Origin of the sequence: Brucella sp. TWI432 (genome assembly GCF_039674445.1) — a bacterium.
GTDB classification, from domain to species: Bacteria; Pseudomonadota; Alphaproteobacteria; order Rhizobiales; family Rhizobiaceae; genus Brucella; species Brucella chromiisoli.
Genome location: NZ_JBDJNL010000001.1, coordinates 871,729 through 897,418 on the forward strand (window position 1 = coordinate 871,729; position 25,690 = coordinate 897,418).

The window sequence follows — 25,690 nt, forward strand, 5'->3', positions numbered from 1 at the left end:
TAGTTGGAGACATATTACGATCCTCTAAAGACCCCATTGCCCCCTTTTTATTCGTTCCCGTAACTCTTCATTTTGTTCTATCGAAATCCCCATTTCGAAAGAACACAGGTTCAAGCACCTAAGAGCGCTTGCTTGGTAGCTGACGCCAACTTCGAGTGGTTGGCGTCAGTTCTTCATATCAGGTGACTTTTAGAAAGAACGCTGGAAGCGGATAATGCCGCCGAAAGCATCCTTATTATAGGCACGTCCGTCCACGAGGGCAGGGTGATCGCTATCCCAACGGGTGTAATTGACTTCTGGAGTGATGGTGAAGCCTGGAACGAGCTCATATGCAACGTTCGCAGCGATTGCGGTTTTGCCCCAGTCTTCGTAAGCGGCCTGTATGTTGAAAGTTGCTTTTTCTGTTGCGTGGAACTTCGCACCGCCCCAGACAGCCCAATTACCACCCCAGTTTCCGTACATGCCGATTGCATCCTCGTAAGAGGAATAACCGCCCTGCGCCCAGATCGAGAACTGGTCTGTGATGTTCACATCAACACGAACCTTGCCAGCCCACTCTTCTAGCAGCGAATCGTAAGCAGCAACACCGGCGATCGAACCCCAGCCCTGAGCATACTTCAGACCACCCACAACATGCGGCATGTAGTCGTCGATAACATTGGATTCCAGAAAGTCGCCGTCATTATCGAAATCGTCATTGTCAATATAGCTGCCGCCGCCCTGTTCAAGCGACAGGATTGCTGAGAAACCATTGCCACCGGAGAAGGTGTAGCTGATCAGATTTGTGCGATATACGCCTGCTGCAACAACGTCATCGTTGATGATGTCGCCGAGATAACCCGTGAAGGTGTGGAATGCCGATTCATCAAGACCAAGACGAAGGCCACCGAGCTGAATGTAAGCGAAGTTCAGCGTGTGGTCACCCTGATAGCCGTTCGTGAAGTTGAAACGGTTTTCTGTGTAGGTCTTCAGGGTACCGAGTTCGGTTTCAGAAGCGGTTGAGGTGCGCAGCGTGAAGCGCGTGTTCTTGTTCCAGGTCTTTGAGTCGTACCCATCATACGCGTCACGGCCAGCGGCTGCATCATAGCGGACATAACCGTGGATGCGCAGGCAGGTTTCGGTGCCTGGGATGTAGAAGTAGCCAGCGCCGTATGCATCGCAAACGCGGACATATTCAACTGCTTCTGGCTCTGGAGCGACGATAGCGTCTGCTGCCTGAGCGCCGGAAGCTGCAACGAGAGCTGCAGCGGAGCCGAGGAGAAGGCTCTTAATGTTCATTTCTGACCTCCAGTCAAGAATCGACAGGAACTCAATAAATGTCATTAATTCAATAGCTTACAAATTTTCGACTGCGAAGATATGAAAAGACAGAAAGTTATAGAGGCTGGTAAAAAGCAGCCGCTCTCAGCTTGAAAGCTGAATTATTCGTTCTGAATGGGAACACAATCTCTGTGTGATGGCGGAGAGGATGGGATTCGAACCCACGAGACCCTTCCGGGTCTACTCCCTTAGCAGGGGAGCGCCTTCGACCACTCGGCCACCTCTCCGGTAAGGGCGAGATAGCCGGTACGCTTCATCATTTCAAGCGATTTGATAGGTGAATGGCAAATTTCACAGTAAAATTTACACTTTAATATATGCAGACGTGTTCATAAGTACGAATTTCCGGACATTCATCCATCATTTCAATGCCCGTATTGCGTGGATTTAGCATGAGGGATTCGCGCGGGTGGAATTCGGATTGTGGCGGATTCGATGCTGAGAGCTGATTTGCGACAGATTTCGATATTTATGCTGGGATTCGCTGTTTCGATTTTGCGGAATTGCTAAAAAATCCATGTTTTCAAACGTTAAGACAGATTAACCGCTGTTCATAAACACTAATAAAACCTTAATTTCCGAATTAAAGTCGGGCAATTTCGTGTCATTTCTGCAACAACGAGCTGTCATAGAGTGCCTCTGAGGACTGGTTGGCAATATTCGATGTTGAATAGAAAACGATGACGAGTATCTTCACATCCAGAAGAAGGAGCGCTTCGGGGCGACTTTTTCATCAGGGGATGGGGACAGGTTGTCCTTCAGCCAAATCAGAATGCCCAGACCCATTTTTAACTTTGACTGGAGGTCAGAAATGAACATTAAGAGCCTTCTCCTCGGCTCCGCTGCAGCTCTCGTTGCAGCTTCCGGCGCTCAGGCAGCAGACGCTATCGTCGCTCCAGAGCCAGAAGCAGTTGAATATGTCCGCGTTTGCGATGCATACGGCGCTGGCTACTTCTACATCCCAGGCACCGAAACCTGCCTGCGCATCCACGGCTATGTTCGTGCAGACGTTAAGGGCGGCGACGACGTTTACTACCGTGGCGGTGGTCTTACCCGTAACGCTGATGGCGGCACTGTTTTCGCTCCATCGGGTAAAAAAGATCGTGACACTTACGACTTCTTGACACGCTTCTCGCTGCGTCTGTCGACCGCTTCGGAAACCGAACTCGGTACTCTGAAGACCTATTCGGAAGTTCGCTTCCAGTACCAGAACGGTGCAGATTCAGGTTCGACCGGTACTCTGCGTTATGGCTATATCCAGCTCGGCGGTCTGCGCGTTGGTCTTGATGAATCCGCATTCGTAACCTTCCCTGGTTACCTCGGCGACGTCATCAACGACGACGTGATCCTTGCTGGTGGCTATCGCACCAACGCAATCAGCTACACCTTCACTGGCGGCAATGGCTTCTCGGCTATCATCGCTCTTGAACAGGGCAGCAACGGCGACGTAGACTTCAATGGTATCATTGATGACTACACACCACATGTTGTTGGTGGCCTGAAGTATGCTCAGGGCTGGGGTTCGATCACTGGTGTTGCAGCTTACGACGCACGTAACGAAGAATGGGCTGGTAAAGTTCGCCTCGACGTAAACGTAACTGACCAGTTCTCCGTATGGGTAATGGGTGGCTATAAGTCCAATAACGACACCTACTACGGTTTCACAGATGCTAACGGTCAGTTCCGTGGTATCCGTGCAATCGACAGCTTCTACGGCACCTGGGGTGGCGATTGGGCTGTTTGGGGTGGCGCGAAGTTCAAGGCAACCGACAAGGCTACCTTCAACCTTCAGCTCGCTTACGAAGATGCGAAGACCTTCGCAGCAACTGCAAACGTTGCTTACGAACTGGTTCCAGGCTTCACCATCACTCCTGAAGTTTCCTACACCAAGTGGGACGACAAGCTTTCTGTCCTTAAGGGCCAGGACGCTTGGCAGGGTATGGTTCGCTTCCAGCGTTCGTTCTAATCCTAACGGATTGGTTACAGGAAACCCGGCAGCTCAGCTGCCGGGTTTTTTGTTATGTCTGTCTCTTAAATCCCGCGTAGCTCTTGCTTTTTCAGGCCTGGGGGTTTCTCTGTTGCTAAAGACAAGACACAGTTTCAGCGGAGATACTGGCTCATGTTAAAATGGTTCTGGCCAGGCGTGACGTGGACCGCGGCCCTGACCGCATTGGCGCTATGGTTCGGTACGGATCGCATTGAAGCCGATATTTCGGCACGTTCGGCGCAAGCATTGTCCTCCTATAGCTGGAGCGGTTTTGATGTCGATGGCCGTAACCTCGCGCTTAAAGGTGTGGCACCGGATCCCGAAACACAAAGGGCCGCTATCCTCGCCTTGCGCAGTGTGCCGGGCGTTGGTGACATTTCAGATTTGACAACCGTTCTTGAGGCAGCCAGCCCATACATTTTCAAACTGACCAAAAGCGGGGAGGGGATCGTTCTATCCGGCTATATTCCCGACAATTCCATGCGTGATGCGATCATGGTTGCTGCCGAGTCGGCTGTGCAGAACGGATTGGTGGATGACGAGATGGCGCTGGCGCGGGGCGCTCAGCCGGAATTCGAAGGCCGTGTTCTCTTCGCTGTCGATCTCGCCAGAAAACTCTCAAATGCGGAAATCGAAATTTCCGATACGAAACTATCGCTCAAGGGGATAGCTCTGAGCAATCAGGATTATGATGCTTTGATTGCTTTGTTGAATGCGCCGCTGGCCCTTGGATTGGAGCTTGCCGGTTCAAATATTGCAAGACCCTGATTCCAGAAAACTTTATTCGCTATGATCCCCTGTTTCTTCGCCGTACATGATTGACACCGGACCTCCGAGTGCCTTTCTGTATAAAGTGGCGGGCGTTTCGAAATGAATGTTAGGCGGACTCCATATGCTTTATCTTGCTGAGATGTTTTGGCCAGTGCTCCTGATTTCATGTGCAATCGGCGTCGCTGTCGGTTGGCTTACTGCTGGCAATTGATATAGGTCTGCGTAATTCTGGAACTGAATATCTGTGCGGGGTTTTTTGATTTGCTGCTGTGGCCATTTTGGTTGTGCGCAAAAGCGTTGAGTATGAGGGAACCTACATGCCGATGTTGATCATCCAACTGGCGATTTTGATTGCCGTTGCTTTTATAATTGGCTGCATTCTCGGACGCTTCGCCAAAGGCCGAAAGACCGCGGATACAAGCCAGGAAGACACGATCATTGCGGCGGCTCTTTCAAAGCCAGCGTTGAGTGAAAAACCTGAGCCTGTTGCAACGCCCAAGGCAGTCACAGTGGAAGAGCCTGTGAAAGATCAGGTTGAAGCTGCGGCTGAACCCGTAGACGAGACCGTTCAAACGGTGGGTTCAAAAGGCCCGGAAGCGGAGGCCGCGCAGGCAGAAGAGATCACGATAGAAGATGAAATTGTAGAAGTCGCAGATCCTCATCGCCCGGAATTGCTGGATGCGCCGTTGAAAGCAGTTCCTGATGATTTGACGGCGATCCATGGCATCGGAAAATCAGTGGAAACGATGCTGCAGAAGCTTGGCGTTTTCCATTACGCGCAAATCGCTCAATGGAACTTGGATCAAGCCGCGTGGATTGAGCGTCACATCGGTTTTGCCGGTCGTGTGACGCGCGAGAACTGGATTGGGCAGGCAGCCAAACTCTTGCAATCGAATCAGCGCAGTGCCGCCAAAAAACGGGCAAAGCCTAAGAAATCCGGCGTCAAATCCAAAGCTCCCGCCCGCGCCAAGAAAACGCAAGCCTAGAGCACATCCCGAAAAGTGGGAACCGGTTTTCGGCACAGGATGCGCGTGAAAACAAAGAGATAGAGCATTTCCTATAATTCAATCAAAACAGGAAATACTCTAGCGTCGGCCATAGATAAGGTCAGTGCGAATATCCGCGCTACCTGTAAGGCGGGCTTTATAAACCTCGTAGTTTTCCATCACCCGCTGTACATAGTTGCGTGTTTCGGAAAATGGGATGCGCTCAATCCAGTCGACAACGTCTTCGATGGGCTTGCCGCGTGGATCGCCATATCGGTCCATCCATTCGATTGCCCGTCTTGGACCGGCATTATATCCGGCAAAAGTCAGCACATAAGAACCGTTAAAACGGTCGAGCTGTTCGCCGAGGAAATGCGCGCCCAGCGTTGCATTATAGGCCGCGTCATTGGTCAGTCTCTGGTCGGAATAGGCCATTCCATTGCGGGTCGCGATGCTTTTTGCGGTGGCTGGCATCAATTGCAGCAGCCCACGTGCACCGGCCTTGGAAACAGCCCCGACATTAAACTCGCTTTCCTGGCGTGCAATCGCGTAGGCCAGAGCTTTGCCGGAGCCGCTGATATTAGCATTTGCCGGAATGGCACCAATCGGATGTGACAATGCACCGACATCCAGCCCACGGAAAGCCGCAGTCTTGCCCACCCGCAGCGCGAGATAATGGTTCTTGTTGTGCTCTGCCATTACCGCGAGCAGCGCCAGCTCTCCAACGCTGTTGAGTTCTTGTGAAAGCTGCATGTAAAGAGCGTTGGCACGATTGCCATAGCCGATCTGCTCAAGGCGCTTGATCGCCTGCACGGCAGGGCGGCCAGAGAAACGCACGCGATCTGCATCGCTTGGCCGAGGATAGGCCAGTTCGGGTGCTTTTTCGCGAAGCTTGGCTGCTGAAAGCTGTCCATAAAAGGTTGTACCAAAATGTGCAGAACGCCGATAATAATGCACTGCATCGCCGCCGGCACCTGCTTCTGCCGCACGTCCCAGCCAGTAATAGGCGCGGGAGGCGGAAATCGGACGGGATGAAATTTCGGCGATCCTGGCAAAATGCGGGGCAGCAAGTTTGGGTTGGTTGAGCGCGCGCAAAGCATACCAACCCGCATGGAATTCTGCCTCTGCGGCCATCGTGGGTGATTCTGCGTCATGGGCTGCGGCAAGCTTGTAGGCAAGCTGCGGCTTGTTAATGTCGAGAAGCTCGCGCGACAGGATACGGCGCTCTACCCACCACGCATCAGGATCAAGCAGCGACGATGCATTCTTCGGTGCTTTCAGCATCAGGTTGGTTGCTTCATCCAAACGATCGGCACGGCGCAAAAAGCGGATTTGCAGAAACATATAGGCAGGATTGGCGTGCCAGGAGCGATCCACAGCAGCAATCGCTTGCGCGGTGTTGGGTGATTTCTGTGCCAGTGCTGCATAGGCATTATAAAGCGACTGCGCCTGTGCAGGGCCAGCCAGAAGCTTTGCCGATTGCATGCGATCATTATAGAGCGCGCGCAGCAGGCGGTGCTGGTGATCATCACGCGTAAGAATGTTGGAAAATTCTTTCAGCACCCGTGTTTCATCGTCTGCGGAAAGGCGTTCACTTCTCCACCAGGGTGCGAGAAGCTGATGCGCCTTGGCGTTGCTTCCAATACTGACATAGGCGCGGGCAAGCGCGATCATACCTTCCGTTGTCTGCGGTCGCGTGTTGTTAAACGTGGCAATCACTGTCGCAGCGGGCGCATTTTCCCGAAACAAAGCGCGCTCCGAATTGCGGCGCAGCGCCGACATGCCCGGCCAGCCTGCCAGTTCAGACGCCGCTGCCGAGATTTCACTGCTCGGAATGCCCGTGATGCCGGATGTTGCAATCGACCACGTCAGAATCTGGCGATCGAGAGAGCCTTTTGTCATGCCATTGCGATAGGCAATCGCTTCGACAATATTGTGCGCGTAAAGCGCATCAAGCCCGGCTTTCAGGGTGCCGCTGATCGCGGCGGGATTTTCGCCACGGCGGAATGAAGAGGTAATGACAGGGTCTGGCGGTGCGGGGCGGGCCTTGGGCGTTACCAGATTGATCGGTGATTCATGCGACGATGTTGGTGCAAAAGGACGCGCCAGCGGGGTGGGAATATCCGTTGGGAAAGCGGATTGCGCGTAAGCGGCACTGATCTGCCCTGCTAAAAGCGAGGCAACAATCATCATTCCGCCCGAAACGAGCGCCCTTTGCTTTAATGGCTTATCTAAAGTTTTTCTACGCATGACCGAATGAGAATAGAGTGCCTGATAGCGGGCAAAATATTGTGCAAATCTGGCTTTTCTAAGCCTGATCTACCGAGAGGAGATTCTGCATAAGACTATGATGGTGATGGATGAAGCATTGGTTAATAAAAGGTTATATTTTTCTTTACGACCTAGTATTGGTTGGCCGGTTATTCGTGACCAAACAGGCACAGAAAAAAGCGGCGGGATTTTCGTAAAACTGTCACTTACGCGCTGATTTACGCTTTTCCCCCGCTTGCCGGAATTGCGCTGCGAGATTATGGTGCATCACCTCGCAGGCATTCTGGCTTATATGATCGTCGGGATGGTATTGTCGGGTTATGACTTATTTCTCAGGAGTTCACAGATGCTGAAAGGCTCGATCACTGCACTTGTCACGCCATTCGATAGTGAAGGAGCGTTCGACGAGAAAGCCTTTCGTGCCTTTGTGAACTGGCAGATTGAAGAGGGCACCAAAGGGCTCGTTCCTGTCGGCACAACGGGCGAAACACCGACCTTGTCACATGACGAGCATAAGCGCGTTATTGAGGTTTGTATTGAAGTCGCCGCTGGCCGTGTGCCGGTGATTGCGGGTGCCGGTTCCAACAATACGGTTGAAGCGATTGAGCTTGCACAGCACGCTGAAAAGGCTGGTGCAGATGCGGCTCTGGTTGTCACCCCTTATTACAACAAGCCGAACCAGCGCGGTCTTTACGAGCATTTTTCGCGTGTTGCTCGTTCGATCTCCATTCCGCTGATCATTTACAACATTCCGGGTCGTTCGATCATCGATATGACGCCTGAAACCATGGGCGCACTGGCGCGCGATCATAAAAACATCGTGGGCGTTAAGGATGCCACCGGCAAGATTGAGCGTGTTTCCGAGCAGCGCGCCACCTGCGGCAAGGATTTCATCCAGCTTTCGGGCGAGGATGCGACAGCGCTTGGTTTCAATGCGCATGGCGGTGTTGGCTGCATTTCGGTTACGTCCAATATTGCGCCGCGTCTTTGTGCAGACTTTCAGGATGCATGTGAGGCGGGGGATTATCCAAAGGCCCTTGAATTGCAGGATCGCCTGATGCCGCTGCACAAGGCATTGTTTATTGAGCCTAACCCATCCGGTCCGAAATATGCTCTGTCGCGCCTTGGTCGCGTCGAAAATGTTCTGCGCTCGCCCATGGTCACAATTGAAGCCGCGACGGCTGAAAAGATCGATCAGGCCATGAAACATGCAGGGCTTGTCAATTAAGGCTGTTCAATTTGCCTGGTTGACTGATTTTTACGCTCTCGCCCGCGCGAGAGCGTTTTCATTTCCGGCAATGAGCATTATATGGTTGCATTATGAATAAGCCGAAAAACTCTCCCGCTCGCAAAATGGTCGCTGAAAACCGTAAAGCGCGCTACAATTTCGAAATCATTGATACGCTTGAGGCCGGTCTGGTTTTGACCGGAACTGAAGTGAAGTCGTTGCGCGCCAATCAGGCCAATATTGCTGAAAGCTACGCAAGCTTTGAGAATGGTGAATTCTGGCTGATCAATTCCTATATCCCGGAATATACACAAGGCAATCGCTTCAATCATGAGCCGCGCCGGTTGCGTAAACTGCTGATAAGCCGTCGCGAAATGTCGCGGATTTTCCAGTCCGTTTCGCGCGAAGGCATGACAGTGGTGCCGTTGAAACTCTACTTCAACGATCGCGGTCGGGCGAAACTCGAAATTGGTGTGGCGCGCGGTAAGAAGAATCACGACAAGCGTGAGACTGAAAAGCAGCGCGATTGGAACCGTGAGAAGTCGCGCCTCCTGCGTGATCGCGGCTGACGTTCACAGGTGAAGCTTTCAAAAATAAAAAGCGCCTTCAGGCGCTTTTTTCATTCAGAAAAGCACGCACATTTCTAAAAATATCCCGAAACATTGGATCAGTCAGCTTGCCGGTATTGGTATTATAGCGCGAGCAGTGGTAGCTCGAAAATATCCGCAAGCCATTGATATTTGTCTCTTTGCCATGCCCGAACGGATGGCGGGACACCGGTGCGCCCATCGCACGAACCGTCGACTGATGGGCAATGGTACCCAGCGTTACAACGGCGCGCAGATTTTTAAAATGCGTGAGCAGGGGGCTGAAAAACTGACGGCAATTGTTGATTTCACTGCCAACCGGTTTGTTTTCAGGTGGCACACAGCGCACCGCATTGACAATACCGGCGTCAACAAGCCGCAGACTGTCATCGGGCCGTGCTTCAAACTTGCCGCTCGCAAAGCCAAATTCGCATAGGGTGCTGTAGAGAAGTTCGCCTGCATAATCGCCGGTAAAAGGGCGCCCAGTTCGATTGGCCCCGCGCAAGCCGGGAGCAAGGCCAACGATCAGAAGCTGCACGTCATCGTCATGGGCAGGCAGAAATGGCGCAACCGGTGCGTTGTGCCATTCAGGCTCTTTGTGCCGCCATTCCTGAAGAAAAGCATGCAATCGCGGACAAATCGCACAGTTCGGTGAAGGTTCTGAAATCATAACCTTGCATGAACCGGACAATTGTCCGCGTCAATAGTTCTGATCGCAGTGCATTCCGAAAACTGTGAAATGGCTTTCGGACAAGATGCACTTTCAATCAATAATCGTAATCCTGATCATCATCCTGACGACGCTGCTGCTGCGGGCGTTCAGATGGATCGCGACCAATTTCAGACTTCAGCGAAACAAGGTCGATGAAATGATCGGCCTGGCGGCGCAATTCATCGGAAATCATTGCTGGCTGGGTTGTCAGCGTGGAAACAACGGAAACTTTGCGGCCCTTGCGCTGCAACGCTTCTGCAAGCGAGCGGAAATCACCGTCGCCCGAGAAAATCACAAAGTGATCGACTGTGTCGGTAAGCTGCATAGCATCGACGGTGAGTTCGATGTCCATATTGCCCTTGACCTTGCGGCGACCCGTTGAATCCGTAAATTCTTTGGCGGCTTTGGTAACGACCTTATAGCCGTTATAGTCGAGCCAGTCGATGAGGGGACGGATCGACGAATATTCCTGATCCTCAACCAGAGCGGTGTAATAATACGCACGCAGCAAATAACCGCGTTTCTGGAAAGCCTTCAAAAGTTTCCGGTAATCAATATCGAAACCGAGTGTCTTGGAAGCTGCATATAAATTTGCACCGTCAATAAATAGCGCAATTTTTTCACGAGAATCGAACATCGTGCAATATATCCACTCTGCGACCTACAGGGAGTGGACCTGCGACCGCGTATTCAGATTTGTTTCTTAAACGACGGGGGTATTCTTTTTTTGTACCAATGACGTTTATTGGGTTCTACGGGGATATTATAGAAAAACAAGCAACTCATGGTTGTTATTTGCTGGTGCTTAATTGCTTATGCGAGATATTTGCCTTAAGCAATCGATAATTGACTAAAATCTATTGTCTCAATGGCGTCCTGCGCCTGTATTTGTCAGACAGATTTATAAACTGTGTTAAATCCGCTGGGCGTAATAAACGGCGTCGGACAGATTATCCGCTTTTGCTTGTAATTTCGGCGCATAAGCGTTATGTGCAAGAAAAATTCCGTTAAAGTTTAGGAAATGAAAGGGACCGCCCATGGCTCGCGTCACCGTTGAGGACTGCGTAGATAAGGTCGAGAACCGTTTTGAACTGGTTCTGCTGGCCGGTCACCGTGCCCGCCAGATTTCTCAGGGCGCTCAGATTACGATCGACCGCGACAATGATAAAAACCCGGTTGTTGCCCTGCGTGAAATCGCTGACGAAACTCTTTCGCCAGATGACCTGAAAGAAGATCTTATTCATTCGCTGCAGAAGCATGTTGAGGTTGACGAGCCGGAAGCAGCAGCACCTGCTCTTCTCGCCGATGCTTCCGGTGAACTGGCTGAGGGCATTGCCGAGGCTGGAGAAGAAGACATTGTTTCCTTTGACCGTATGTCGGAAGAAGAACTGCTTGCTGGTATCGAAGGCCTCGTTGCTCCAGAAAAGAACGACGACTTCTGATTGCCTTCCAGACTACCGTATTTTGCATGCGCTGTAGCCCGGCAAGGCTATGGCGCATGTTTTTATATGCATGCAGGCAATGTACAAAATGCGTTTCAGACGAATTTAAGGGCTAATTCGTCAGGAAATTAAGGTTGTTTGCAGAAAATGGGTCGGCAAGATCGCAAATTATTATATTTTTTAGCGATTTCCGTTCAAACTGGCCGCTGAATATGTGACGGGTAGGGAGTTTGCGTAGATGATGCGCCAATATGAGCTTGTGGAGCGTGTCCAGCGATACAAGCCAGACGTGAATGAGGCGCTTCTTAATAAGGCATATGTTTATGCCATGCAGAAGCACGGCAGTCAGAAACGCGCGTCCGGAGATCCGTATTTTTCGCATCCGCTCGAAGTTGCAGCCATTCTCACAGACATGCATCTGGATGAAGCCACAATCGCCATCGCTCTCCTGCATGACACCATCGAAGATACCACTGCCACCCGTCAGGAAATCGACCAGCTTTTTGGGCCTGAAATCGGCAAGCTTGTCGAAGGGCTGACGAAGCTCAAGAAACTGGATCTGGTTTCCAAGAAGGCCGTGCAGGCTGAAAACCTGCGCAAGTTGCTGCTCGCAATCTCTGAAGATGTACGCGTACTTCTGGTGAAGCTTGCAGATCGTCTGCATAATATGCGCACACTTGGCGTCATGCGCGAAGACAAGCGCTTGCGGATTGCTGAAGAAACCATGGATATTTATGCGCCGCTTGCTGGCCGCATGGGTATGCAGGATACGCGCGAAGAGCTTGAAGAACTTGCCTTTCGCTATATCAATCCCGATGCGTGGCGCGCGGTGACAGACCGTCTTGCGGAACTTCTTGAGAAGAATCGCGGCCTTCTGCAAAAGATTGAAGAAGACCTTTCTGATATTTTTCAGAAGAACGGCATCAAGGCGACTGTCAAAAGCCGCCAGAAGAAGCCATGGTCGGTTTTCCGCAAGATGGAAACCAAGGGCCTGTCATTTGAACAGCTTTCCGATATTTTCGGTTTCCGCGTCATGGTGGAATCAACACAGGATTGCTACCGCGCACTGGGTTTGATCCACACCACATGGTCGATGGTTCCTGGACGCTTCAAAGACTATATTTCGACACCAAAGCAGAACGATTATCGTTCGCTGCATACCACAATCATCGGTCCGTCCCGGCAGCGTATTGAGTTGCAGATCCGCACGCGCATGATGGATGAAATCGCGGAATTCGGTGTTGCGGCCCATTCGATTTACAAGGATCGCGGCAGCGCTAACAATCCGCACAAGATTTCCACTGAAACCAACGCCTATGCCTGGCTGCGCCAGACCATTGAGCAGCTTTCCGAAGGTGACAACCCGGAAGAATTCCTCGAGCATACCAAGCTCGAACTCTTTCAGGATCAGGTTTTCTGTTTCACGCCAAAGGGGCGTTTGATTGCGCTGCCGCGTGGCGCGACGCCGATTGATTTTGCTTACGCAGTCCATACGGATATTGGCGATAGCTGCGTGGGCGCGAAGGTCAATGGCCGCATCATGCCGCTGATGACCGAGCTTAAAAACGGCGATGAAGTGGATATCATCCGCTCCAAAGCGCAGGTGCCGCCTGCTGCATGGGAATCGCTGGTTGCAACGGGCAAGGCACGCGCTGCCATTCGCCGGGCAACGCGCTCAGCAGTCCGCAAGCAATATTCGGGTCTTGGCATGCGCATTCTTGAGCGCGCATTCGAGCGGGCTGGAAAGACTTACAGCAAAGATATTCTTAAACCGCATCTGCCGCGTCTGGCGCGTAAGGAAGTCGAAGATGTTCTGGCGGCGGTTGGTCGTGGTGAATTGCCATCCACCGATGTTGTGAAGGCAGTCTATCCTGACTATCAGGACACCCGCGTGACGACACAGAACAGCCCGGCAAAGACCGGTGAAAAGGGCTGGTTCAATATTCAGAACGCGGCAGGCATGATTTTCAAGGTGCCGGAAGGTTCTGAAGGCGCGCACGAACCGGGAGAGACCGGTGACAAGCAAAAGCGCAAGGCTGTGCCAATCCGCGGCACCAATTCTGATTTGCCGGTGCGTTTTGCCCCGGAAGGCGCTGTCCCCGGTGATCGTATCGTCGGCATCATGCAGCCGGGCGCGGGCATCACCATCTATCCGATCCAGTCGCCGGCGCTGACAGCTTATGACGATCAGCCTGAGCGCTGGATTGATGTGCGCTGGGATATTGATGAGGGGATGCATGAGCGCTTCCCGGCCCGCATTAGCGTGTCTGCGATCAACTCACCGGGATCTCTGGCTGAAATTGCGCAGATCGTGGCTGCCAATGACGCCAATATTCATAACCTCTCAATGGTGCGCACTGCACCCGATTTTACTGAAATGATCATTGATGTTGAGGTCTGGGATCTTAAACACCTCAATCGTATCATTTCGCAGTTGAAAGAAAGCGCAAGCGTCAGTGGCGCAACGCGCGTGAACGGATAAGGCACTATGAAAACCGAAGACGTCCTTGCTGTCTTCCGCGAAGCGGGAGCGATCCTTGAAGGCCATTTTATTCTGACATCTGGTCTGCGCAGCCCGATCTTCTTGCAAAAGGCGCGCGTTTTCATGCATGCCGATAAAACAGAGAAGCTCTGCAAAGCCCTCGCGGAAAAGATCAGGGCGGCTGACCTTGGCCAGATTGATTATGTGGTCGGCCCTGCAATTGGGGGGCTTATCCCTTCTTATGAAACATCGCGTCATCTCGGTGTGCCGTCGGTCTGGGTCGAGCGCGAAAATGGCACTTTCCGCCTGCGCCGCTTTGATGTGCCAAAGGGCGCGCGGGTTGTGATTGTCGAAGACATTGTCACAACGGGCCTGTCGATTCGCGAAACTATAGAATGCATGACGGCGATTGGCGTTGAGGTTGTTGCCGCTGCCTGTATCGTGGATCGATCGGCAGGTAAGGCTGATGTCGGCACCAAGCTGATCGCGCTTGCCGAATATGAAGTCCCTGCTTATGCGCCTGATGATTTGCCGCCGGAACTGGCTGCAATTCCAGCAATTAAGCCGGGTAGCCGGAATATTTGATCGTTTTTGAATATAATCTTGATTGTGTTGAGCGCAATTTTGTCGTGCGGCGAAATTGCGCTTTGCGTTATTGGCCCCACCCCCCTATTTTAGGGAAAGGGCAATCCAATGCTCATATCCCCCCTGACTAGGAATTCGTCGTGGCTGTTGTGCCTCTTATATTCGACAAAAAGCCCTCTCATCGAACAGCCTGTGGCGTCTGTGTGGACTGTGACGTCCGCCGCATGGCAGTTTGCTCTGCACTCGATGATCGCGATCTTGGTGCGCTTGAAGCCATCATGACGTCGAAAAAGCTCGGCGCCAATGAAATGCTGGTGGAAGAGGGCGAACTCAAGCGCAGGGTCTTTAGTCTGACGTCAGGCATGCTGCGTATTTATACATCTCTGCCCGATGGCCGTCGCCAGATTGCGGGTTTTCTGGTGCCAGGCGATTATCTGGGGCTGGCTGACGATGACGTCTATTCACAGTCTGCCGAAGCTGTTGTTCCTTCTGTTCTTTGCGCTTTCTCGGCAAAGGAAATGGATGGGCTGATGGAGAGCTTCCCGAAGCTGAAAGAGCGTCTTTACCAGATGACACGTGAGGCATTGCGTACCGCGCGTGACAATCAGCTTGTGCTGGGGCGTCTTGCGCCGGTGGAAAAGCTTGCAAGTTTTCTTCTCGTTCTGGCCGCACGGATCGAAAAGCATGGCGGCAAGGCCAATGTGGTTCATTTGTCGATGAACCGCACCGATATCGCGGATTATCTGGGCCTGACGATTGAAACAGTCAGTCGCAGTTTTACGAAGCTGAAAACGCAAGGCCTCATTCAGTTGCTTGATGCGAATACCGTGGAAATACTTTCGCGCCGGTCGCTTGCATCTGTTGCAGGCATGGACCCTGAAAATATCTGACCCCCAACTTCTTTGTTGCAGTTTCGTTGATCCAAATCAATGAAGATTGCCCGTGTGTCCATTACATCTGATCGTACAAATTGAGGCAGCTTATTGAGGCGCTGCCCGATGATAACGAGGTGAGCAGGTGTCATTGTGGCTGGCAATACCAATATCGGCTGTCATGTGTGCGGGATTCCTTGCAGACTCATGCCGACTTGCCCGGCAGAATGCCCGTCTTCTTCAAATGCGCGTAAGGGTGGGAGAATCTCACCGGATCGTCAGGAGCGGGGAGTGCAATCACCATGCATGAAGACGCGATAAGAAGATATGCGGCGCTTGCCGTTCCTCGCTACACGTCGTTCCCGACGGCCGTGGATTTCACCCCGATTACTGCTGACAGCACCAAAAGCTGGTTGCGTCAGATCGGTCCGCAAGAGGGTGTCTCGCTTTATATCCATGTGCCCTATTGCAAAGAGATTTGTCATTACTGCGGATGCCATTCCAAAATGGCCGTCCGCGAGGATGTTATTGAAAATTTCGTGATCGCTCTTTTGAGTGAGATCGAAACGGTAGGTGCAAGCCTGACGGCGCGTCCGCAGGTGGTGCATCTACATTGGGGCGGGGGCACCCCTTCAATTCTGCATGCCGACCAGTTCAAGCGCATTGTCGCTGCACTTCGTCTGTCGTTTGATTTTCACCCGGATATGGAACATGCCATTGAACTTGATCCGCGCACGGTCAATCCTGTTCTGGTCGAGGCTCTGGCCCAGATTGGTGTCAATCGTGCGAGTCTTGGCGTGCAGGATGTCAATGCAGAGGTACAAAAGGCGATCGGCCGCATCCAGCCGATAGAAACCGTTGCAAGAGCAGTAACACTTTTGCGCGAAGCTGGCATTGATCGCCTGAATTTTGATCTGATTTATGGTCTGCCACTTCAAACTGTGGAGAGCCTTCGCGAAACCTGCGAACGTGTGGCCGAGATGAAGCCGGATCGCATCGCTTGCTTTGGGTATGCGCATCTGCCGCAACGTCGCGCGAACCAGAGATTGATTGACGAAAGTAGCCTGCCGGATGCGGATGAGCGCTTTGCGCAGGCAAGCGCAGTGGCCGAGAGCTTTATCGGTTTCGGTTATAAGCCAGTCGGCATTGACCATTTTGCATTGCCGGATGATGCGCTGGCCATTGCCGCAGAAAATGGCACGTTGCATCGTAATTTCCAAGGATACACGACAGACCGGTGTCAGACGCTGATTGGCTTCGGACCATCGTCGATATCCCAATATCCGGCTGGTTATACGCAGAACATCTCCGATGTGGGGCAGTATAGCAAACGTGTTGTGACCGGGGGGCTTGCAACTGTGCGTGGTTATCCGATGCACGACAACGACAGACTGCGTGCAAGCATCATTACGGCACTCATGTGCAACTTCCGGGTTGATTTGAACCTTGCTGCACCGGGCATTGAGTTCTCGGACGAAATGGCTTTGCTGCGCCCGCTCGTTGCTGACGGGCTGGTGGAAGTGCGCGATGGTGTCATCACGGCAACAGAGGATGGAAAGCCGCTGATTCGTCTTGTTGCTGCAACCTTTGATGAGTTCCGCAGAGAGAGCGTAAACGGCTTCAGCTCCGCTGTGTAAAATATTTCAGAGCTGCCGCTGTACCGGGCCGTCAGAAGGTCAGTGGCATCAGGAGCACCGTTCGTTGGGGGATGAGCGGTGCTCCATTTTTTCACAAGGGCTAAGTTTATTGGGCTCTTTGCATCTTTGGCAGGAAGATGGTCAGAAGGCCGAGAAGCGGCAGATACGAACAAATCTGATAGACAAACTCGATGCTTGTTCTATCGGCCACGATTCCGAGCAGCGCGGCGGCAATACCGGCGATACCAAAGGCAAGGCCGAAGAACAGCCCGGATACCATGCCAACACGTCCCGGAAGCAATTCCTGTGCAAAGACGATGATTGCCGGGAAAGCTGAAGCCAAAACGAAGCCGATGATGATGGTCAGAATTGCTGTGACTTCCAGGTTTGCATAAGGCAGTGCCAGCGTGAAAGGCAGAATACCGAGGATCGAAACCCAGATCACGGTCCGGGTGCCGATCCTGTCGCCGATAGGACCGCCAATGATCGTGCCTGCCGCAACTGCACCAAGAAACAGGAACAGCAAAAGCTGCGATGCCTGTACGGTCACGCCGAAATGGCTGATAGTATAGAAGGTATAATAGCTCGTCAGGCTCGCCATATAGACATATTTGGTGAAAATCAGCAGGGCGAGGATGCCAATCGAAGCAATCACCTTGTTGCGCGGCAGCGGCAGTGTCTTATCGGCCTTTGGCTTGTGCTTATTGGCCAGATTGTGCTGATTGTACCAGTTTCCAACATACCAGAGCAGGGCCATGCCGATCAGTGCTGCAATGGAAAACCACGACACGCTGGCCTGTCCGAAAGGCAGAACAACGAAGGCCGCAAGCAATGGTCCAATGGATGAGCCGAAGTTACCGCCCACCTGAAACATTGATTGTGCAAAGCCGTGGCGACCACCCGATGCAAGACGCGCGACGCGCGCAGCTTCCGGATGAAACACAGAAGAGCCAAAGCCGATAAAGGCTGCACCCAATAACAGGAATGAGAAATGGTATGCTGTTGCGAGCAGGATCAGGCCAATCAGCGTGCACCCCATGCCGAATGGCAATGAATAAGGCATTGGACGTCGATCCGTGTAAATGCCAACGATTGGCTGTAGAATGGATGCCGTTACCTGAAAGGTGAAGGTGAGCAGGCCGATCTGCCAGAAAGACAGGCTGTAGTTGTCCTTGAGCATCGGATAGATCGCCGGAAGGAGCGACTGCATCATGTCGTTGAGAAAGTGGCCCATACTCGTGGCCAGAATAATGGCGAGAACCGTATTGTTCGCGCCGGTGCTTGTTGGCTGCTCGGCAGCACTCGTGCTCATAAGTCCTACTCCGAAGGTAATTGGGAACGGGATTCGCCCGTCAATTGGCATGTTAGGGGTGGGACCCCTATTCGTCGTTCACAAATATTTCTAAACTGATCAATTCATAATTATATTGTTTCACGCCTGCTTTCGTGATTTGGTCCATTACCTTCGAGAGTGGGCCAAAGCGGATGAAGCAAAAATTGCCAGCGGGGCGAATATTGCCTCAAAGTGAGGAACTGCAACGGTTTCATGAACAGCGCATAGCCATGCTGGAGAATTTGCACGGACCAGTCATTGCTCTGCCGACAGAATACCCCGACGGTTATTTCGTGCCTCAGCACAGCCATAGTCGCGCGCAGCTGCTGTGTGCTTCACAAGGTGTCGTTCTAGTCACCACGCAGGCCGGTCGTTGGATGATTCCCAGTGACCATGCCATTTGGATTCCCGCCGGCGTCGAACATTCTGTCGAAATCGTTGGCGATGTATTGATGCGCTCAATCTACATTGCAGTTGACGTGATTTCTGGCGTGCCTGATTATCTTCATGTGGTTGGTATGACCGATCTGATGCGCTGCCTTATCATTGATGCGACCCTTGTCGATAGCATCCCCGAGCCGGGAAGCCGAGATGCTCTGGTAATCGAACTGATCTTGAAAGATCTGCGCACTTTGCCGCAAAGGCCACTTGGTCTGCCTTTCCCGACGGATATTCGTCTGCAGAAGCTTTGCCGTGAATTCGTAAAAACACCTTCAGCGCGCGCGACAATTGATGACTGGGCGAACCGTATGGCCATGAGCAGGCGCTCATTCACCCGTCATTTTCAGCGTGAAACGGGTGTAAGCCTGTCGATATGGCGGCAGCAAGCCTGTCTTTTCGCCGCTCTTCCGCGCCTGACGGAAGGCGAGCCGGTGACAAGTGTGGCGCTTGATCTTGGCTATGACAGCGTATCTGCATTTACGACAATGTTTCGCCGTATGCTGGGCGTATCGCCGAAGTTCTATTCGCCACGTATGCATGCGGCATCGGTCGAAGGGAATGGTCGGCACCCGTCCGCATCGTTATGATAATAACAATTGTTTCGGGGCGAAGAGAGCAGTATGAGAAGCCATGTTATTTCAACGCCGAAATCCGCCGACCCGCACTGAGCGTTTCCGAACGCTGGTTTGGCCGCGCCGTTCTTTTGCCCGCTCGTTTAAATATGGCGGCAAGCGCGTGCTGCGCATCACTGCGTCACCCCACGCAGTTGCTGCGGGGCTGGCCGTTGGCGTCTTTTCAGCTTTCACGCCGTTTTTCGGTTTCCATCTGATTATAGCAATTGTTCTGGCATATTTTCTGGCTGGAAATATTGCTGCCGCAGCGCTCGGCACGACGTTGGCCAACCCGCTGACGCTGCCTTTCATTTGGGGAAGCACCTATGAGCTGGGCCGTTTTGTGATCAGTGGCGATATTGAAAGCGCACCACCTCTGCATCTGGGCCACGCGCTTCAGACAATGAAATTCGGTGAAGTGTGGACGCCACTGTTAAAGCCCATGCTTTTCGGATCGACCATTCTCGGTGCGGTTTTCGCAGTGATTGCATATTTTGCCACACGCTTTGCCGTGAAGGCATTTCGCCGCCGCAGGCTTGAGCGGCTTGCTGCAAAGCAAAATTTGGCTGTTAAGCAGGAGCCGCAGAAAATATGATTGTCGGCATTGGCAGCGATCTGATCGATATCCGCCGCGTAGAAAAGACCCTCGAAAAGCATGGTGATCGCTTTATCCAGCGTGTATTTACCGAGATTGAACAGGCAAAATCGGATGGGCGCAAACAACGCGCAGCATCTTATGCAAAGCGGTTTGCGGCGAAGGAAGCCTGCTCCAAAGCTCTTGGCACTGGCCTTTCAAACGGTGTTTTCTGGCGGGATATGGGTGTGGTCAACACATCGTCGGGCAAGCCAACCATGAAGCTTACGGGTGGTGCTGCCGAACAGTTGAAAAACATACTGCCAGAAGGGATGCGCGCTGCCATACATCTGACAATTACAGATGATTTTCCTCTCGCGCAGGCCTTCGTTATTATCGAAGCTCTACCGGAAACCGACTAATCCATATTGCCGAATAACGGCATACACCAAAACAATTGCGATTGTGACAGGTAAACTCCTGCTCATAATCGTGCGAGAAGCGGGTGATTGGATTGCCTCAGGCAATCTTAGCCGTTATTAGATCGCACATCGGCAAGCGGAGATACAATGAGCGTGTCCAGCAAAAGTGAAACTAAAAAATCAGGCGGCATTCGCGAAACCGTCAGTGTTATCGTGCAGGCACTGCTGCTGGCACTGATCATTCGCAGCCTGCTTTTCCAACCGTTTAGCATTCCGTCTGGCTCAATGCGCCCGACTTTGCTGGAAGGCGATTATCTTTTCGTATCGAAATACGCCTATGGCTATTCGCGTTACTCGCTGCCCTTTGGTTTCGATCTGTTCAACGGTCGCATCTGGGGTGCAGAACCAAAACGTGGTGACGTTGTTGTCTTCAAGCTGCCAAGCGACACCAATATTGATTACATCAAACGCGTGATTGGCCTTCCGGGTGATCGCATTCAGATGCGCGGCGGCGTTCTTTATATCAATGATGTAGCCGTTAAGCGCGAGCGCGTTGGGACAATCGACAATCCCGATGTGACCGAGGTCAACCGTCCGGTGGAGGTCTATCGCGAAACGCTGCCCAATGGCGTGAGCTACGATACGCTTGATCTTGCGCCAAATTCCATTGGCGATGACACCCGCGTGTTCGAAGTGCCTGCCGGTCATTATTTCATGATGGGTGACAATCGCGATAATTCGCTCGATAGCCGTTTTGGTGTTGGCTATGTGCCGTTTGAAAATCTGGTCGGTCGGGCGAATATTATTTTCTTCTCAATTGCTGATAAGGCAAGCCCGCTCGAAATCTGGAAATGGCCGACTGATGTTCGTTTCAGCCGTCTTTTCTCATGGGTGAGCGGAAAGCCGCACACTGCCGTAACCGGAAACTGAGATGATTTCTGCAAATAAGGCAGCATCGATCCTGGAAGAGCGCACTGGACACCGTTTTCTTAATCTGAAACGGCTTGAACGGGCGCTCACCCATTCGAGTGTGCAGGGGCCATCGCGCCCAAATTATGAACGGCTGGAATTTCTCGGTGACCGTGTATTGGGTTTGGTTGTTGCGGAAATGCTTTTCGAGTCATTTCCCGACGCGCCCGAAGGTGAGCTGTCTGTTCGCCTCAACGCGCTGGTGAATGCCGAAACCTGTGCTGCAATTGCTGATGAGATCAGACTTGCAGACCTTATCCAAACAGGTTCAGACATAAAATCTTTAAATGACAAACGCCTGCTGAATGTGCGCGCAGATGTCGTGGAAGCTTTGATCGCAACGATTTATATGGATGGCGGACTTGATGCAGCCCGCCGCTTTATAAAGCGTTATTGGCAGGGCCGCTCACTTGAGACAGGTGCTGCGCGTCGCGATGCTAAAACTGAGTTGCAGGAATGGGCGCATCAGCAGGGCAATGTGCACCCATCCTATGTTATTCTGGATCGCAGCGGCCCTGATCACGATCCTTCATTTACGGTAGAAGTGACCGTGAAGGGGTTCGCGCCTGAAACGGGTGAGGGGCGATCCAAGCGGATTGCCGAGCAAAGCGCGGCCGAAGCCATGCTTTATAGGGAATCTGTCTGGAAGCGTGATGGTTCTTCTTAATGCGGCCCTCTGCTTTTTTCTGTAAAACTCGGCTATAATCAATCAAACAACAGCAGCAATAGGCTGCTGCCTGAGCAAGGCGGTGTCGGGGGACACCTTTTTGCGATTAATTTCGTCTCAAAGGATGACTAATGAACAACCCAACCGTGCCGTCAGATGGCGCAACTGAAACCTTGCAGACCCGCTCCGGCTTTGTTGCACTTATCGGCGCGCCAAATGCCGGAAAGTCCACGCTGGTCAATCAGCTCGTGGGAACCAAGGTTTCAATCGTCACACATAAAGTGCAGACCACGCGCGCGCTGGTTCGCGGTATCTTCATTGAGAATAATGCGCAGATCGTCCTTGTCGATACACCCGGCATTTTTCGTCCAAAGCGCAGGCTCGATCGTGCCATGGTCACGACCGCATGGGGAGGCGCGAAGGATGCCGACATCATTCTGGTGATCCTTGATGCGCAGGGCAGCCTCAACGAGAATGCGGAAGCTCTTCTCGAAAGCATGGCCAATGTTCGTCAGAAGAAAGTTCTTGTACTCAATAAAGTGGACCGCGTTGATCCGCCAAAGTTGCTTGAACTGGCGCAAAAGGCAAATGAGAAGGTCGCTTTCGATCGTACATTCATGATCTCGGCGCTCAACGGTTCGGGCTGTAAGGATCTGGCAAAATTCCTGGCTGAGAGCGTTCCAAACGGTCCTTGGTATTATCCGGAAGATCAGATCTCCGATATGCCGATGCGCCAGCTTGCGGCAGAAATCACCCGTGAAAAGCTTTATCTGCGCCTGCATGAAGAACTGCCTTATTCCTCGACGGTCGAGACAGAGCGTTGGGAAGAGCGCAAGGATGGCTCGGTGCGGATTGAGCAGGTGATTTATGTCGAGCGCGAAAGCCAGAAAAAGATTGTTCTTGGCCATAAGGGCGAGACGATCAAGGCAATCGGCCAATCTGCACGCAAAGAGATCAGCGAAATCCTTGAGCAGAATGTGCATCTCTTCCTGTTTGTGAAAGTGCGCGAAAATTGGGGCAATGATCCAGAGCGTTATCGCGAAATGGGTCTGGACTTCCCAACGTAAGGTGTATCAAAAAAGCCCATGGAATGGCGCGATGAAGGCATAATTCTCGGCACGCGGCGACACGGTGAAACAAGCGCCATTGTTGAAGTGATGACGCGCGAACATGGCCGTCATATGGGTATGGTGCGCGGTGGGCGATCCCGCCGCATGCAGCCGCTGCTCCAGCCCGGCAATCACGTTGATCTGACATGGTGGGCGCGGCTGGATGAACATATGGGTTCGTTCACAATTGAGCCGCTTGGATTTGCTGCTGCCCGCCTCATTGAAACGCCTGTTGCGCTTTATGGCATCCAGCTTGTTGCCGCGCATTTGCGGCTTTTACCCGAGCGTGATCCACAACGTGCGCTTTATGAAACGCTGCGCCTCATCATCGAGCATTTTGATGACCCACTTTCATCAGGTGAGTTGCTGTTGCGTTTTGAAGTGATGATGCTGGAAGAACTGGGCTTCGGCCTTGATCTAAAAGAGTGCGCGGCGACGGGCGTTAGTGAAAACCTGATCTATGTTTCGCCCAAATCAGGACGAGCGGTTTGTGGCGATGCGGGTGCGCCATGGGCTGACAAGATGTTGCCGCTGCCTGCATTCGTCAACAGCACATCAGTGCGTCCATCCTGCTACGACGATCTCAATGATGCATTCAGGATGACGGGTTTCTTCTTCCTGCGCCATGTGTGGGAACCACGCGCACAAACTCCGCCTGACGCGCGGGGCGGCTTTCTCAATGCAGTGTCACGAAGTCTCAACCTGCAACAGGCAGGCTGAAAACATTGCCTTCAAACGCATCTTTTCCGCGGCCTATGGCGCGAATGGCCGTGACCATGCGGCCGCCGCGACCAAGCAACTGATCAGCCAGTTCGACTAATCGGATATTGGGCGTTGCAGAGGGGGAAAGCTGGCGCAGCCTTGCTGCAAGAGCCACTTCATCGAGCGCATGATTAAGCGCCATGGCAATGATATAGGCGCTGGCAGTGGAGCGCGAAATACCTGCGTAACAATGGATTAGCAGGGGCCTTTCCCGCTCCCATGTTGTCACAAATTCAAGCAACTCTTCCACATGGTTGTGTTGTGGCATCACCAAACCATCACGCGGCTCAACAATATCGTTGAAAATGAGGCTGAGCCGCTTCATTTCGCCGGGCAGGGAAGGCACATCGCCACTGCTCAGTGTTACGATATGACTTGGCTGATGCATCGCAATTTGCGCCTCAAGCTTTGAAAGCGGGCTGACCACGATATGCGTCATGGCTTATTTCTTTGTGCCTGTTCCAATGTTGCAAAGCGCGCCAGAAAATCAGTCTGCACGTTTTGTGTCGGGCGCGGTGTCAGATCCAGCCCTGCTGGATCAAATCCGCGCGGACGGCCAAAATACTTGATCGCTTCCGTTTCGCTAAAGCCGGCAAGGCGGGTGGCCTCAAAGAAAGCTGCGACCTGATCAGCGCGCTTGATCAGCTTTTTGAGCGAAGCTGATATGGATGCGGGCAGCGAAAAACGCACATGAATGGCGCTTTCAAGCCGCGCTTCGATCAGCTTATAGTTCCCGCCCATCACTGCCTTGAATGGCGAGATCATGTCTCCAATCACATATTCAGGCGCATCATGCAGAAGGGTTAGCATCTGCTGCTCGACGCTTGCATCAGGCACAAGCCGATTGAAAATCTGTTCCACCAGCAGGGAGTGCTGGGCGACAGAATAGGCATGCTCGCCGACGGTCTGCCCATTCCAGCGCGCCACACGCGCAAGACCATGCGCAATGTCTTCAATCTCGACATCAAGCGGTGACGGATCAAGCAGGTCGAGCCTGCGGCTAGACAACATGCGTTGCCATGCGCGGTCTTTGCCAGATGAATGATCTGCGGACGCCATTAGTCTTTGTCCGTCTCGGTGGTGGGAAATGTGAAACGCACATGCGGTGGCAGCGCGAGTGTAATTTCGCTTTCACCGGCCAGAATCGGGGTGCCGGAATCAAGCGCATCCTTCACCCGATCAATACGCACCAGTGCAAGGCCAATCCGACCCGACGAGCTGCCGAGTGTTCCAACATCGCGTCCGGCCACCGTGATTGGAGTGCCCATGGCGGACAGGGGCATATCCGATTTGGCGACAAGCACCCGGCGGCGTGGCGTGCCGCGATGATGCATACGCGAGACGACTTCTTGTCCGATGAAACAGCCTTTTGGGAAACTCACGCCGCCCGTCTGATCGAAGTTAATGTCGTGAGGAAACACGTCATTATAAGCAAAATCGGCTTCGCCTTCGGCAATGCCATATTCGGCCCGAAGCGCCACCCATGCGCTTTCATCGCTGATTTCACCGGCCTGTCCATAAATGCGGGTCACTTTCAGCTCTTCAGGAAAGCGCGTATCGCGCTTCATTGAATCACTTTCTGAGGAAGCGGAATCATTGTGCCAGCGAATGCTGACAAGGGATTCTGGCAATTGGATAATTTCCGCTTTGGCGCGCAGGCGATAGAGCGTCATCCGCTTGGCAAAATCGCCTGCAATGCCTGCGGGCATATCGAAACGAAAACCGTTTTCTATGCGTGACACGACAAAGTCGAACATGATCTTGCCTTGCGGTGCCAGCAATGCGCCCGGTTTCAATTCATCGGCGCCAAGCATGTCGAGATTGGTCGTAATCACGGCTTGTACGAATTTTTCCGCGTCTTCGCCCGTGATGTGAACCAGTGCTCTGTTGGAAAGATTGATCAATTCCGCTACCGTCGCCAT

Annotated in this window: 25 protein-coding genes and 1 tRNA gene; 17 read left to right on the top strand and 9 right to left on the bottom strand. The window is 52.5% G+C overall.

Features of this window, described 5'->3' with window-relative positions; all coding sequences use genetic code 11:
- Positions 1 to 189: 189 nt before the first annotated feature.
- Both ABE527_RS04305 and ABE527_RS04310 read right to left on the bottom strand, forming a co-directional pair.
- Complete coding sequence (locus ABE527_RS04305) at positions 190 to 1,278, bottom strand: porin (RefSeq protein WP_499696224.1); 1,089 nt, start codon at positions 1,276 to 1,278, stop codon at positions 190 to 192.
- 179 nt (positions 1,279 to 1,457) lie between these two features.
- Positions 1,458 to 1,547, bottom strand: a tRNA-Ser gene (locus ABE527_RS04310).
- A 584-nt stretch (positions 1,548 to 2,131) separates the two neighbouring features.
- On the opposite strand from ABE527_RS04310, the gene ABE527_RS04315 reads away from it, so the two are divergent.
- The 3 genes from ABE527_RS04315 to ABE527_RS04325 all read left to right on the top strand — a co-directional run bounded on the left by ABE527_RS04315 (position 2,132) and on the right by ABE527_RS04325 (position 5,064).
- A complete protein-coding gene (locus ABE527_RS04315) occupies positions 2,132 to 3,286 on the top strand; it encodes a porin (RefSeq protein ID WP_499696225.1) in 1,155 nt (384 codons plus the stop codon).
- A 153-nt stretch (positions 3,287 to 3,439) separates the two neighbouring features.
- Positions 3,440 to 4,075 (top strand): BON domain-containing protein, encoded by a 636-nt coding sequence (locus ABE527_RS04320; protein ID WP_499696226.1) that lies wholly within the window; start codon positions 3,440 to 3,442, stop codon positions 4,073 to 4,075.
- Positions 4,076 to 4,395: 320 nt separating this feature from the next.
- On the top strand, positions 4,396 to 5,064 hold the full coding sequence (locus tag ABE527_RS04325) for a helix-hairpin-helix domain-containing protein (RefSeq protein WP_499696227.1): 669 nt from the start codon (positions 4,396 to 4,398) through the stop codon (positions 5,062 to 5,064).
- 99 nt (positions 5,065 to 5,163) lie between these two features.
- Here the strand turns inward: ABE527_RS04325 and ABE527_RS04330 are convergent, their stop codons facing one another.
- A complete protein-coding gene (locus tag ABE527_RS04330; protein WP_499696228.1) occupies positions 5,164 to 7,257 on the bottom strand; it encodes a lytic transglycosylase domain-containing protein in 2,094 nt (697 codons plus the stop codon).
- A 424-nt stretch (positions 7,258 to 7,681) separates the two neighbouring features.
- Between ABE527_RS04330 and dapA the strand changes: the two genes are divergently transcribed.
- Positions 7,682 to 8,563, top strand: a complete 882-nt coding sequence (gene dapA, locus ABE527_RS04335) for a 4-hydroxy-tetrahydrodipicolinate synthase (RefSeq protein ID WP_265983249.1) — start codon at positions 7,682 to 7,684, stop codon at positions 8,561 to 8,563.
- A 92-nt stretch (positions 8,564 to 8,655) separates the two neighbouring features.
- On the top strand, positions 8,656 to 9,132 hold the full coding sequence (gene smpB / locus ABE527_RS04340) for an SsrA-binding protein SmpB (protein WP_499693571.1): 477 nt from the start codon (positions 8,656 to 8,658) through the stop codon (positions 9,130 to 9,132).
- A gap of 37 nt (positions 9,133 to 9,169) precedes the next feature.
- Here smpB and ABE527_RS04345 read toward each other — a convergent pair whose 3' ends face one another.
- Together ABE527_RS04345 and ABE527_RS04350 are read right to left on the bottom strand one after the other, a co-directional pair.
- Entirely contained in the window at positions 9,170 to 9,820 is a 651-nt protein-coding gene (locus ABE527_RS04345) for a uracil-DNA glycosylase (protein ID WP_265983253.1), read from the bottom strand.
- Positions 9,821 to 9,917: 97 nt separating this feature from the next.
- Positions 9,918 to 10,499, bottom strand: coding sequence for a LabA-like NYN domain-containing protein (locus ABE527_RS04350; protein WP_265983255.1), 582 nt, complete (start codon positions 10,497 to 10,499; stop codon positions 9,918 to 9,920).
- Positions 10,500 to 10,899: 400 nt separating this feature from the next.
- On the opposite strand from ABE527_RS04350, the gene rpoZ reads away from it, so the two are divergent.
- The 5 genes from rpoZ to hemN all read left to right on the top strand — a co-directional run bounded on the left by rpoZ (position 10,900) and on the right by hemN (position 16,880).
- A complete protein-coding gene (gene rpoZ, locus ABE527_RS04355) occupies positions 10,900 to 11,304 on the top strand; it encodes a DNA-directed RNA polymerase subunit omega (RefSeq protein ID WP_265983257.1) in 405 nt (134 codons plus the stop codon).
- A 238-nt stretch (positions 11,305 to 11,542) separates the two neighbouring features.
- Positions 11,543 to 13,786, top strand: coding sequence for a RelA/SpoT family protein (locus ABE527_RS04360; RefSeq protein ID WP_265983258.1), 2,244 nt, complete (start codon positions 11,543 to 11,545; stop codon positions 13,784 to 13,786).
- A 6-nt stretch (positions 13,787 to 13,792) separates the two neighbouring features.
- Positions 13,793 to 14,371, top strand: coding sequence for an orotate phosphoribosyltransferase (gene pyrE, locus ABE527_RS04365; RefSeq protein ID WP_265983259.1), 579 nt, complete (start codon positions 13,793 to 13,795; stop codon positions 14,369 to 14,371).
- Positions 14,372 to 14,511: 140 nt separating this feature from the next.
- A complete protein-coding gene (locus ABE527_RS04370; RefSeq protein WP_499696229.1) occupies positions 14,512 to 15,261 on the top strand; it encodes a helix-turn-helix domain-containing protein in 750 nt (249 codons plus the stop codon).
- A gap of 284 nt (positions 15,262 to 15,545) precedes the next feature.
- Positions 15,546 to 16,880, top strand: a complete 1,335-nt coding sequence (gene hemN, locus ABE527_RS04375) for an oxygen-independent coproporphyrinogen III oxidase (RefSeq protein WP_499696230.1) — start codon at positions 15,546 to 15,548, stop codon at positions 16,878 to 16,880.
- Between the two features lie 106 nt (positions 16,881 to 16,986).
- On the opposite strand, the gene ABE527_RS04380 is transcribed toward hemN, so the two are convergent.
- The gene (locus ABE527_RS04380) at positions 16,987 to 18,192 is read right to left on the bottom strand and encodes an MFS transporter (protein WP_265983261.1); all 1,206 of its coding nucleotides are present in this window, start codon (positions 18,190 to 18,192) and stop codon (positions 16,987 to 16,989) included.
- A 203-nt stretch (positions 18,193 to 18,395) separates the two neighbouring features.
- On the opposite strand from ABE527_RS04380, the gene ABE527_RS04385 reads away from it, so the two are divergent.
- From ABE527_RS04385 to recO, 7 genes are all read left to right on the top strand, one after another.
- A complete protein-coding gene (locus ABE527_RS04385) occupies positions 18,396 to 19,241 on the top strand; it encodes an AraC family transcriptional regulator (protein ID WP_265983262.1) in 846 nt (281 codons plus the stop codon).
- Positions 19,242 to 19,284: 43 nt separating this feature from the next.
- The gene (gene bspA, locus ABE527_RS04390; RefSeq protein WP_265983263.1) at positions 19,285 to 19,860 is read left to right on the top strand and encodes a type IV secretion system effector BspA; all 576 of its coding nucleotides are present in this window, start codon (positions 19,285 to 19,287) and stop codon (positions 19,858 to 19,860) included.
- Complete coding sequence (gene acpS / locus ABE527_RS04395) at positions 19,857 to 20,261, top strand: holo-ACP synthase (protein WP_265983264.1); 405 nt, start codon at positions 19,857 to 19,859, stop codon at positions 20,259 to 20,261. Before bspA ends, acpS begins: the two co-directional genes overlap by 4 nt.
- Positions 20,262 to 20,408: 147 nt before the next feature.
- Positions 20,409 to 21,191, top strand: coding sequence for a signal peptidase I (lepB, locus tag ABE527_RS04400; RefSeq protein WP_265983265.1), 783 nt, complete (start codon positions 20,409 to 20,411; stop codon positions 21,189 to 21,191).
- A 1-nt stretch (position 21,192) separates the two neighbouring features.
- Complete coding sequence (gene rnc, locus ABE527_RS04405) at positions 21,193 to 21,897, top strand: ribonuclease III (protein ID WP_265983266.1); 705 nt, start codon at positions 21,193 to 21,195, stop codon at positions 21,895 to 21,897.
- A gap of 131 nt (positions 21,898 to 22,028) precedes the next feature.
- Complete coding sequence (gene era / locus ABE527_RS04410; RefSeq protein WP_265983267.1) at positions 22,029 to 22,964, top strand: GTPase Era; 936 nt, start codon at positions 22,029 to 22,031, stop codon at positions 22,962 to 22,964.
- A gap of 18 nt (positions 22,965 to 22,982) precedes the next feature.
- Positions 22,983 to 23,726, top strand: coding sequence for a DNA repair protein RecO (gene recO, locus ABE527_RS04415; protein WP_265983269.1), 744 nt, complete (start codon positions 22,983 to 22,985; stop codon positions 23,724 to 23,726).
- Here recO and ABE527_RS04420 read toward each other — a convergent pair.
- Genes ABE527_RS04420 through ygfZ form a run of 3 tightly spaced genes read right to left on the bottom strand, consistent with a single transcriptional unit; the run spans position 23,704 to position 25,690 of the window.
- Entirely contained in the window at positions 23,704 to 24,207 is a 504-nt protein-coding gene (locus ABE527_RS04420; protein ID WP_499696231.1) for a tyrosine phosphatase family protein, read from the bottom strand. The two genes, recO and ABE527_RS04420, sit on opposite strands and share 23 nt — an antisense overlap.
- Positions 24,204 to 24,827, bottom strand: coding sequence for a YfbR-like 5'-deoxynucleotidase (locus ABE527_RS04425; protein WP_499696232.1), 624 nt, complete (start codon positions 24,825 to 24,827; stop codon positions 24,204 to 24,206). Before ABE527_RS04425 ends, ABE527_RS04420 begins: the two co-directional genes overlap by 4 nt.
- Positions 24,827 to 25,690, bottom strand: a complete 864-nt coding sequence (gene ygfZ / locus ABE527_RS04430) for a CAF17-like 4Fe-4S cluster assembly/insertion protein YgfZ (protein WP_499696233.1) — start codon at positions 25,688 to 25,690, stop codon at positions 24,827 to 24,829. The genes ABE527_RS04425 and ygfZ overlap by 1 nt, the downstream gene beginning before the upstream one ends.

Excerpts from the sequence above, each read along its gene's own strand:
- ABE527_RS04330 (WP_499696228.1), bottom strand. The coding sequence starts at position 7,257 with ATGATGATTGTTGCCTCGCTTTTAGCAGGGCAGATCAGTGCCGCTTAC.
- dapA (WP_265983249.1), top strand. The coding sequence starts at position 7,682 with ATGCTGAAAGGCTCGATCACTGCACTTGTCACGCCATTCGATAGTGAA.
- rnc (WP_265983266.1), top strand. The coding sequence starts at position 21,193 with ATGATTTCTGCAAATAAGGCAGCATCGATCCTGGAAGAGCGCACTGGA.
- recO (WP_265983269.1), top strand. The coding sequence starts at position 22,983 with ATGGAATGGCGCGATGAAGGCATAATTCTCGGCACGCGGCGACACGGT.
- smpB (WP_499693571.1), top strand. The coding sequence starts at position 8,656 with ATGAATAAGCCGAAAAACTCTCCCGCTCGCAAAATGGTCGCTGAAAAC.
- ABE527_RS04360 (WP_265983258.1), top strand. The coding sequence starts at position 11,543 with ATGATGCGCCAATATGAGCTTGTGGAGCGTGTCCAGCGATACAAGCCA.
- ABE527_RS04320 (WP_499696226.1), top strand. The coding sequence starts at position 3,440 with ATGTTAAAATGGTTCTGGCCAGGCGTGACGTGGACCGCGGCCCTGACC.
- hemN (WP_499696230.1), top strand. The coding sequence starts at position 15,546 with ATGCATGAAGACGCGATAAGAAGATATGCGGCGCTTGCCGTTCCTCGC.
- ABE527_RS04305 (WP_499696224.1), bottom strand. The coding sequence starts at position 1,278 with ATGAACATTAAGAGCCTTCTCCTCGGCTCCGCTGCAGCTCTCGTTGCA.
- ABE527_RS04325 (WP_499696227.1), top strand. The coding sequence starts at position 4,396 with ATGCCGATGTTGATCATCCAACTGGCGATTTTGATTGCCGTTGCTTTT.
- era (WP_265983267.1), top strand. The coding sequence starts at position 22,029 with ATGAACAACCCAACCGTGCCGTCAGATGGCGCAACTGAAACCTTGCAG.
- bspA (WP_265983263.1), top strand. The coding sequence starts at position 19,285 with ATGTTATTTCAACGCCGAAATCCGCCGACCCGCACTGAGCGTTTCCGA.
- lepB (WP_265983265.1), top strand. The coding sequence starts at position 20,409 with ATGAGCGTGTCCAGCAAAAGTGAAACTAAAAAATCAGGCGGCATTCGC.
- ABE527_RS04350 (WP_265983255.1), bottom strand. The coding sequence starts at position 10,499 with ATGTTCGATTCTCGTGAAAAAATTGCGCTATTTATTGACGGTGCAAAT.
- ABE527_RS04380 (WP_265983261.1), bottom strand. The coding sequence starts at position 18,192 with ATGAGCACGAGTGCTGCCGAGCAGCCAACAAGCACCGGCGCGAACAAT.
- rpoZ (WP_265983257.1), top strand. The coding sequence starts at position 10,900 with ATGGCTCGCGTCACCGTTGAGGACTGCGTAGATAAGGTCGAGAACCGT.
- ABE527_RS04420 (WP_499696231.1), bottom strand. The coding sequence starts at position 24,207 with ATGACGCATATCGTGGTCAGCCCGCTTTCAAAGCTTGAGGCGCAAATT.
- ABE527_RS04425 (WP_499696232.1), bottom strand. The coding sequence starts at position 24,827 with ATGGCGTCCGCAGATCATTCATCTGGCAAAGACCGCGCATGGCAACGC.
- acpS (WP_265983264.1), top strand. The coding sequence starts at position 19,857 with ATGATTGTCGGCATTGGCAGCGATCTGATCGATATCCGCCGCGTAGAA.
- pyrE (WP_265983259.1), top strand. The coding sequence starts at position 13,793 with ATGAAAACCGAAGACGTCCTTGCTGTCTTCCGCGAAGCGGGAGCGATC.
- ABE527_RS04345 (WP_265983253.1), bottom strand. The coding sequence starts at position 9,820 with ATGATTTCAGAACCTTCACCGAACTGTGCGATTTGTCCGCGATTGCAT.
- ygfZ (WP_499696233.1), bottom strand. The coding sequence starts at position 25,690 with ATGGCGACGGTAGCGGAATTGATCAATCTTTCCAACAGAGCACTGGTT.
- ABE527_RS04315 (WP_499696225.1), top strand. The coding sequence starts at position 2,132 with ATGAACATTAAGAGCCTTCTCCTCGGCTCCGCTGCAGCTCTCGTTGCA.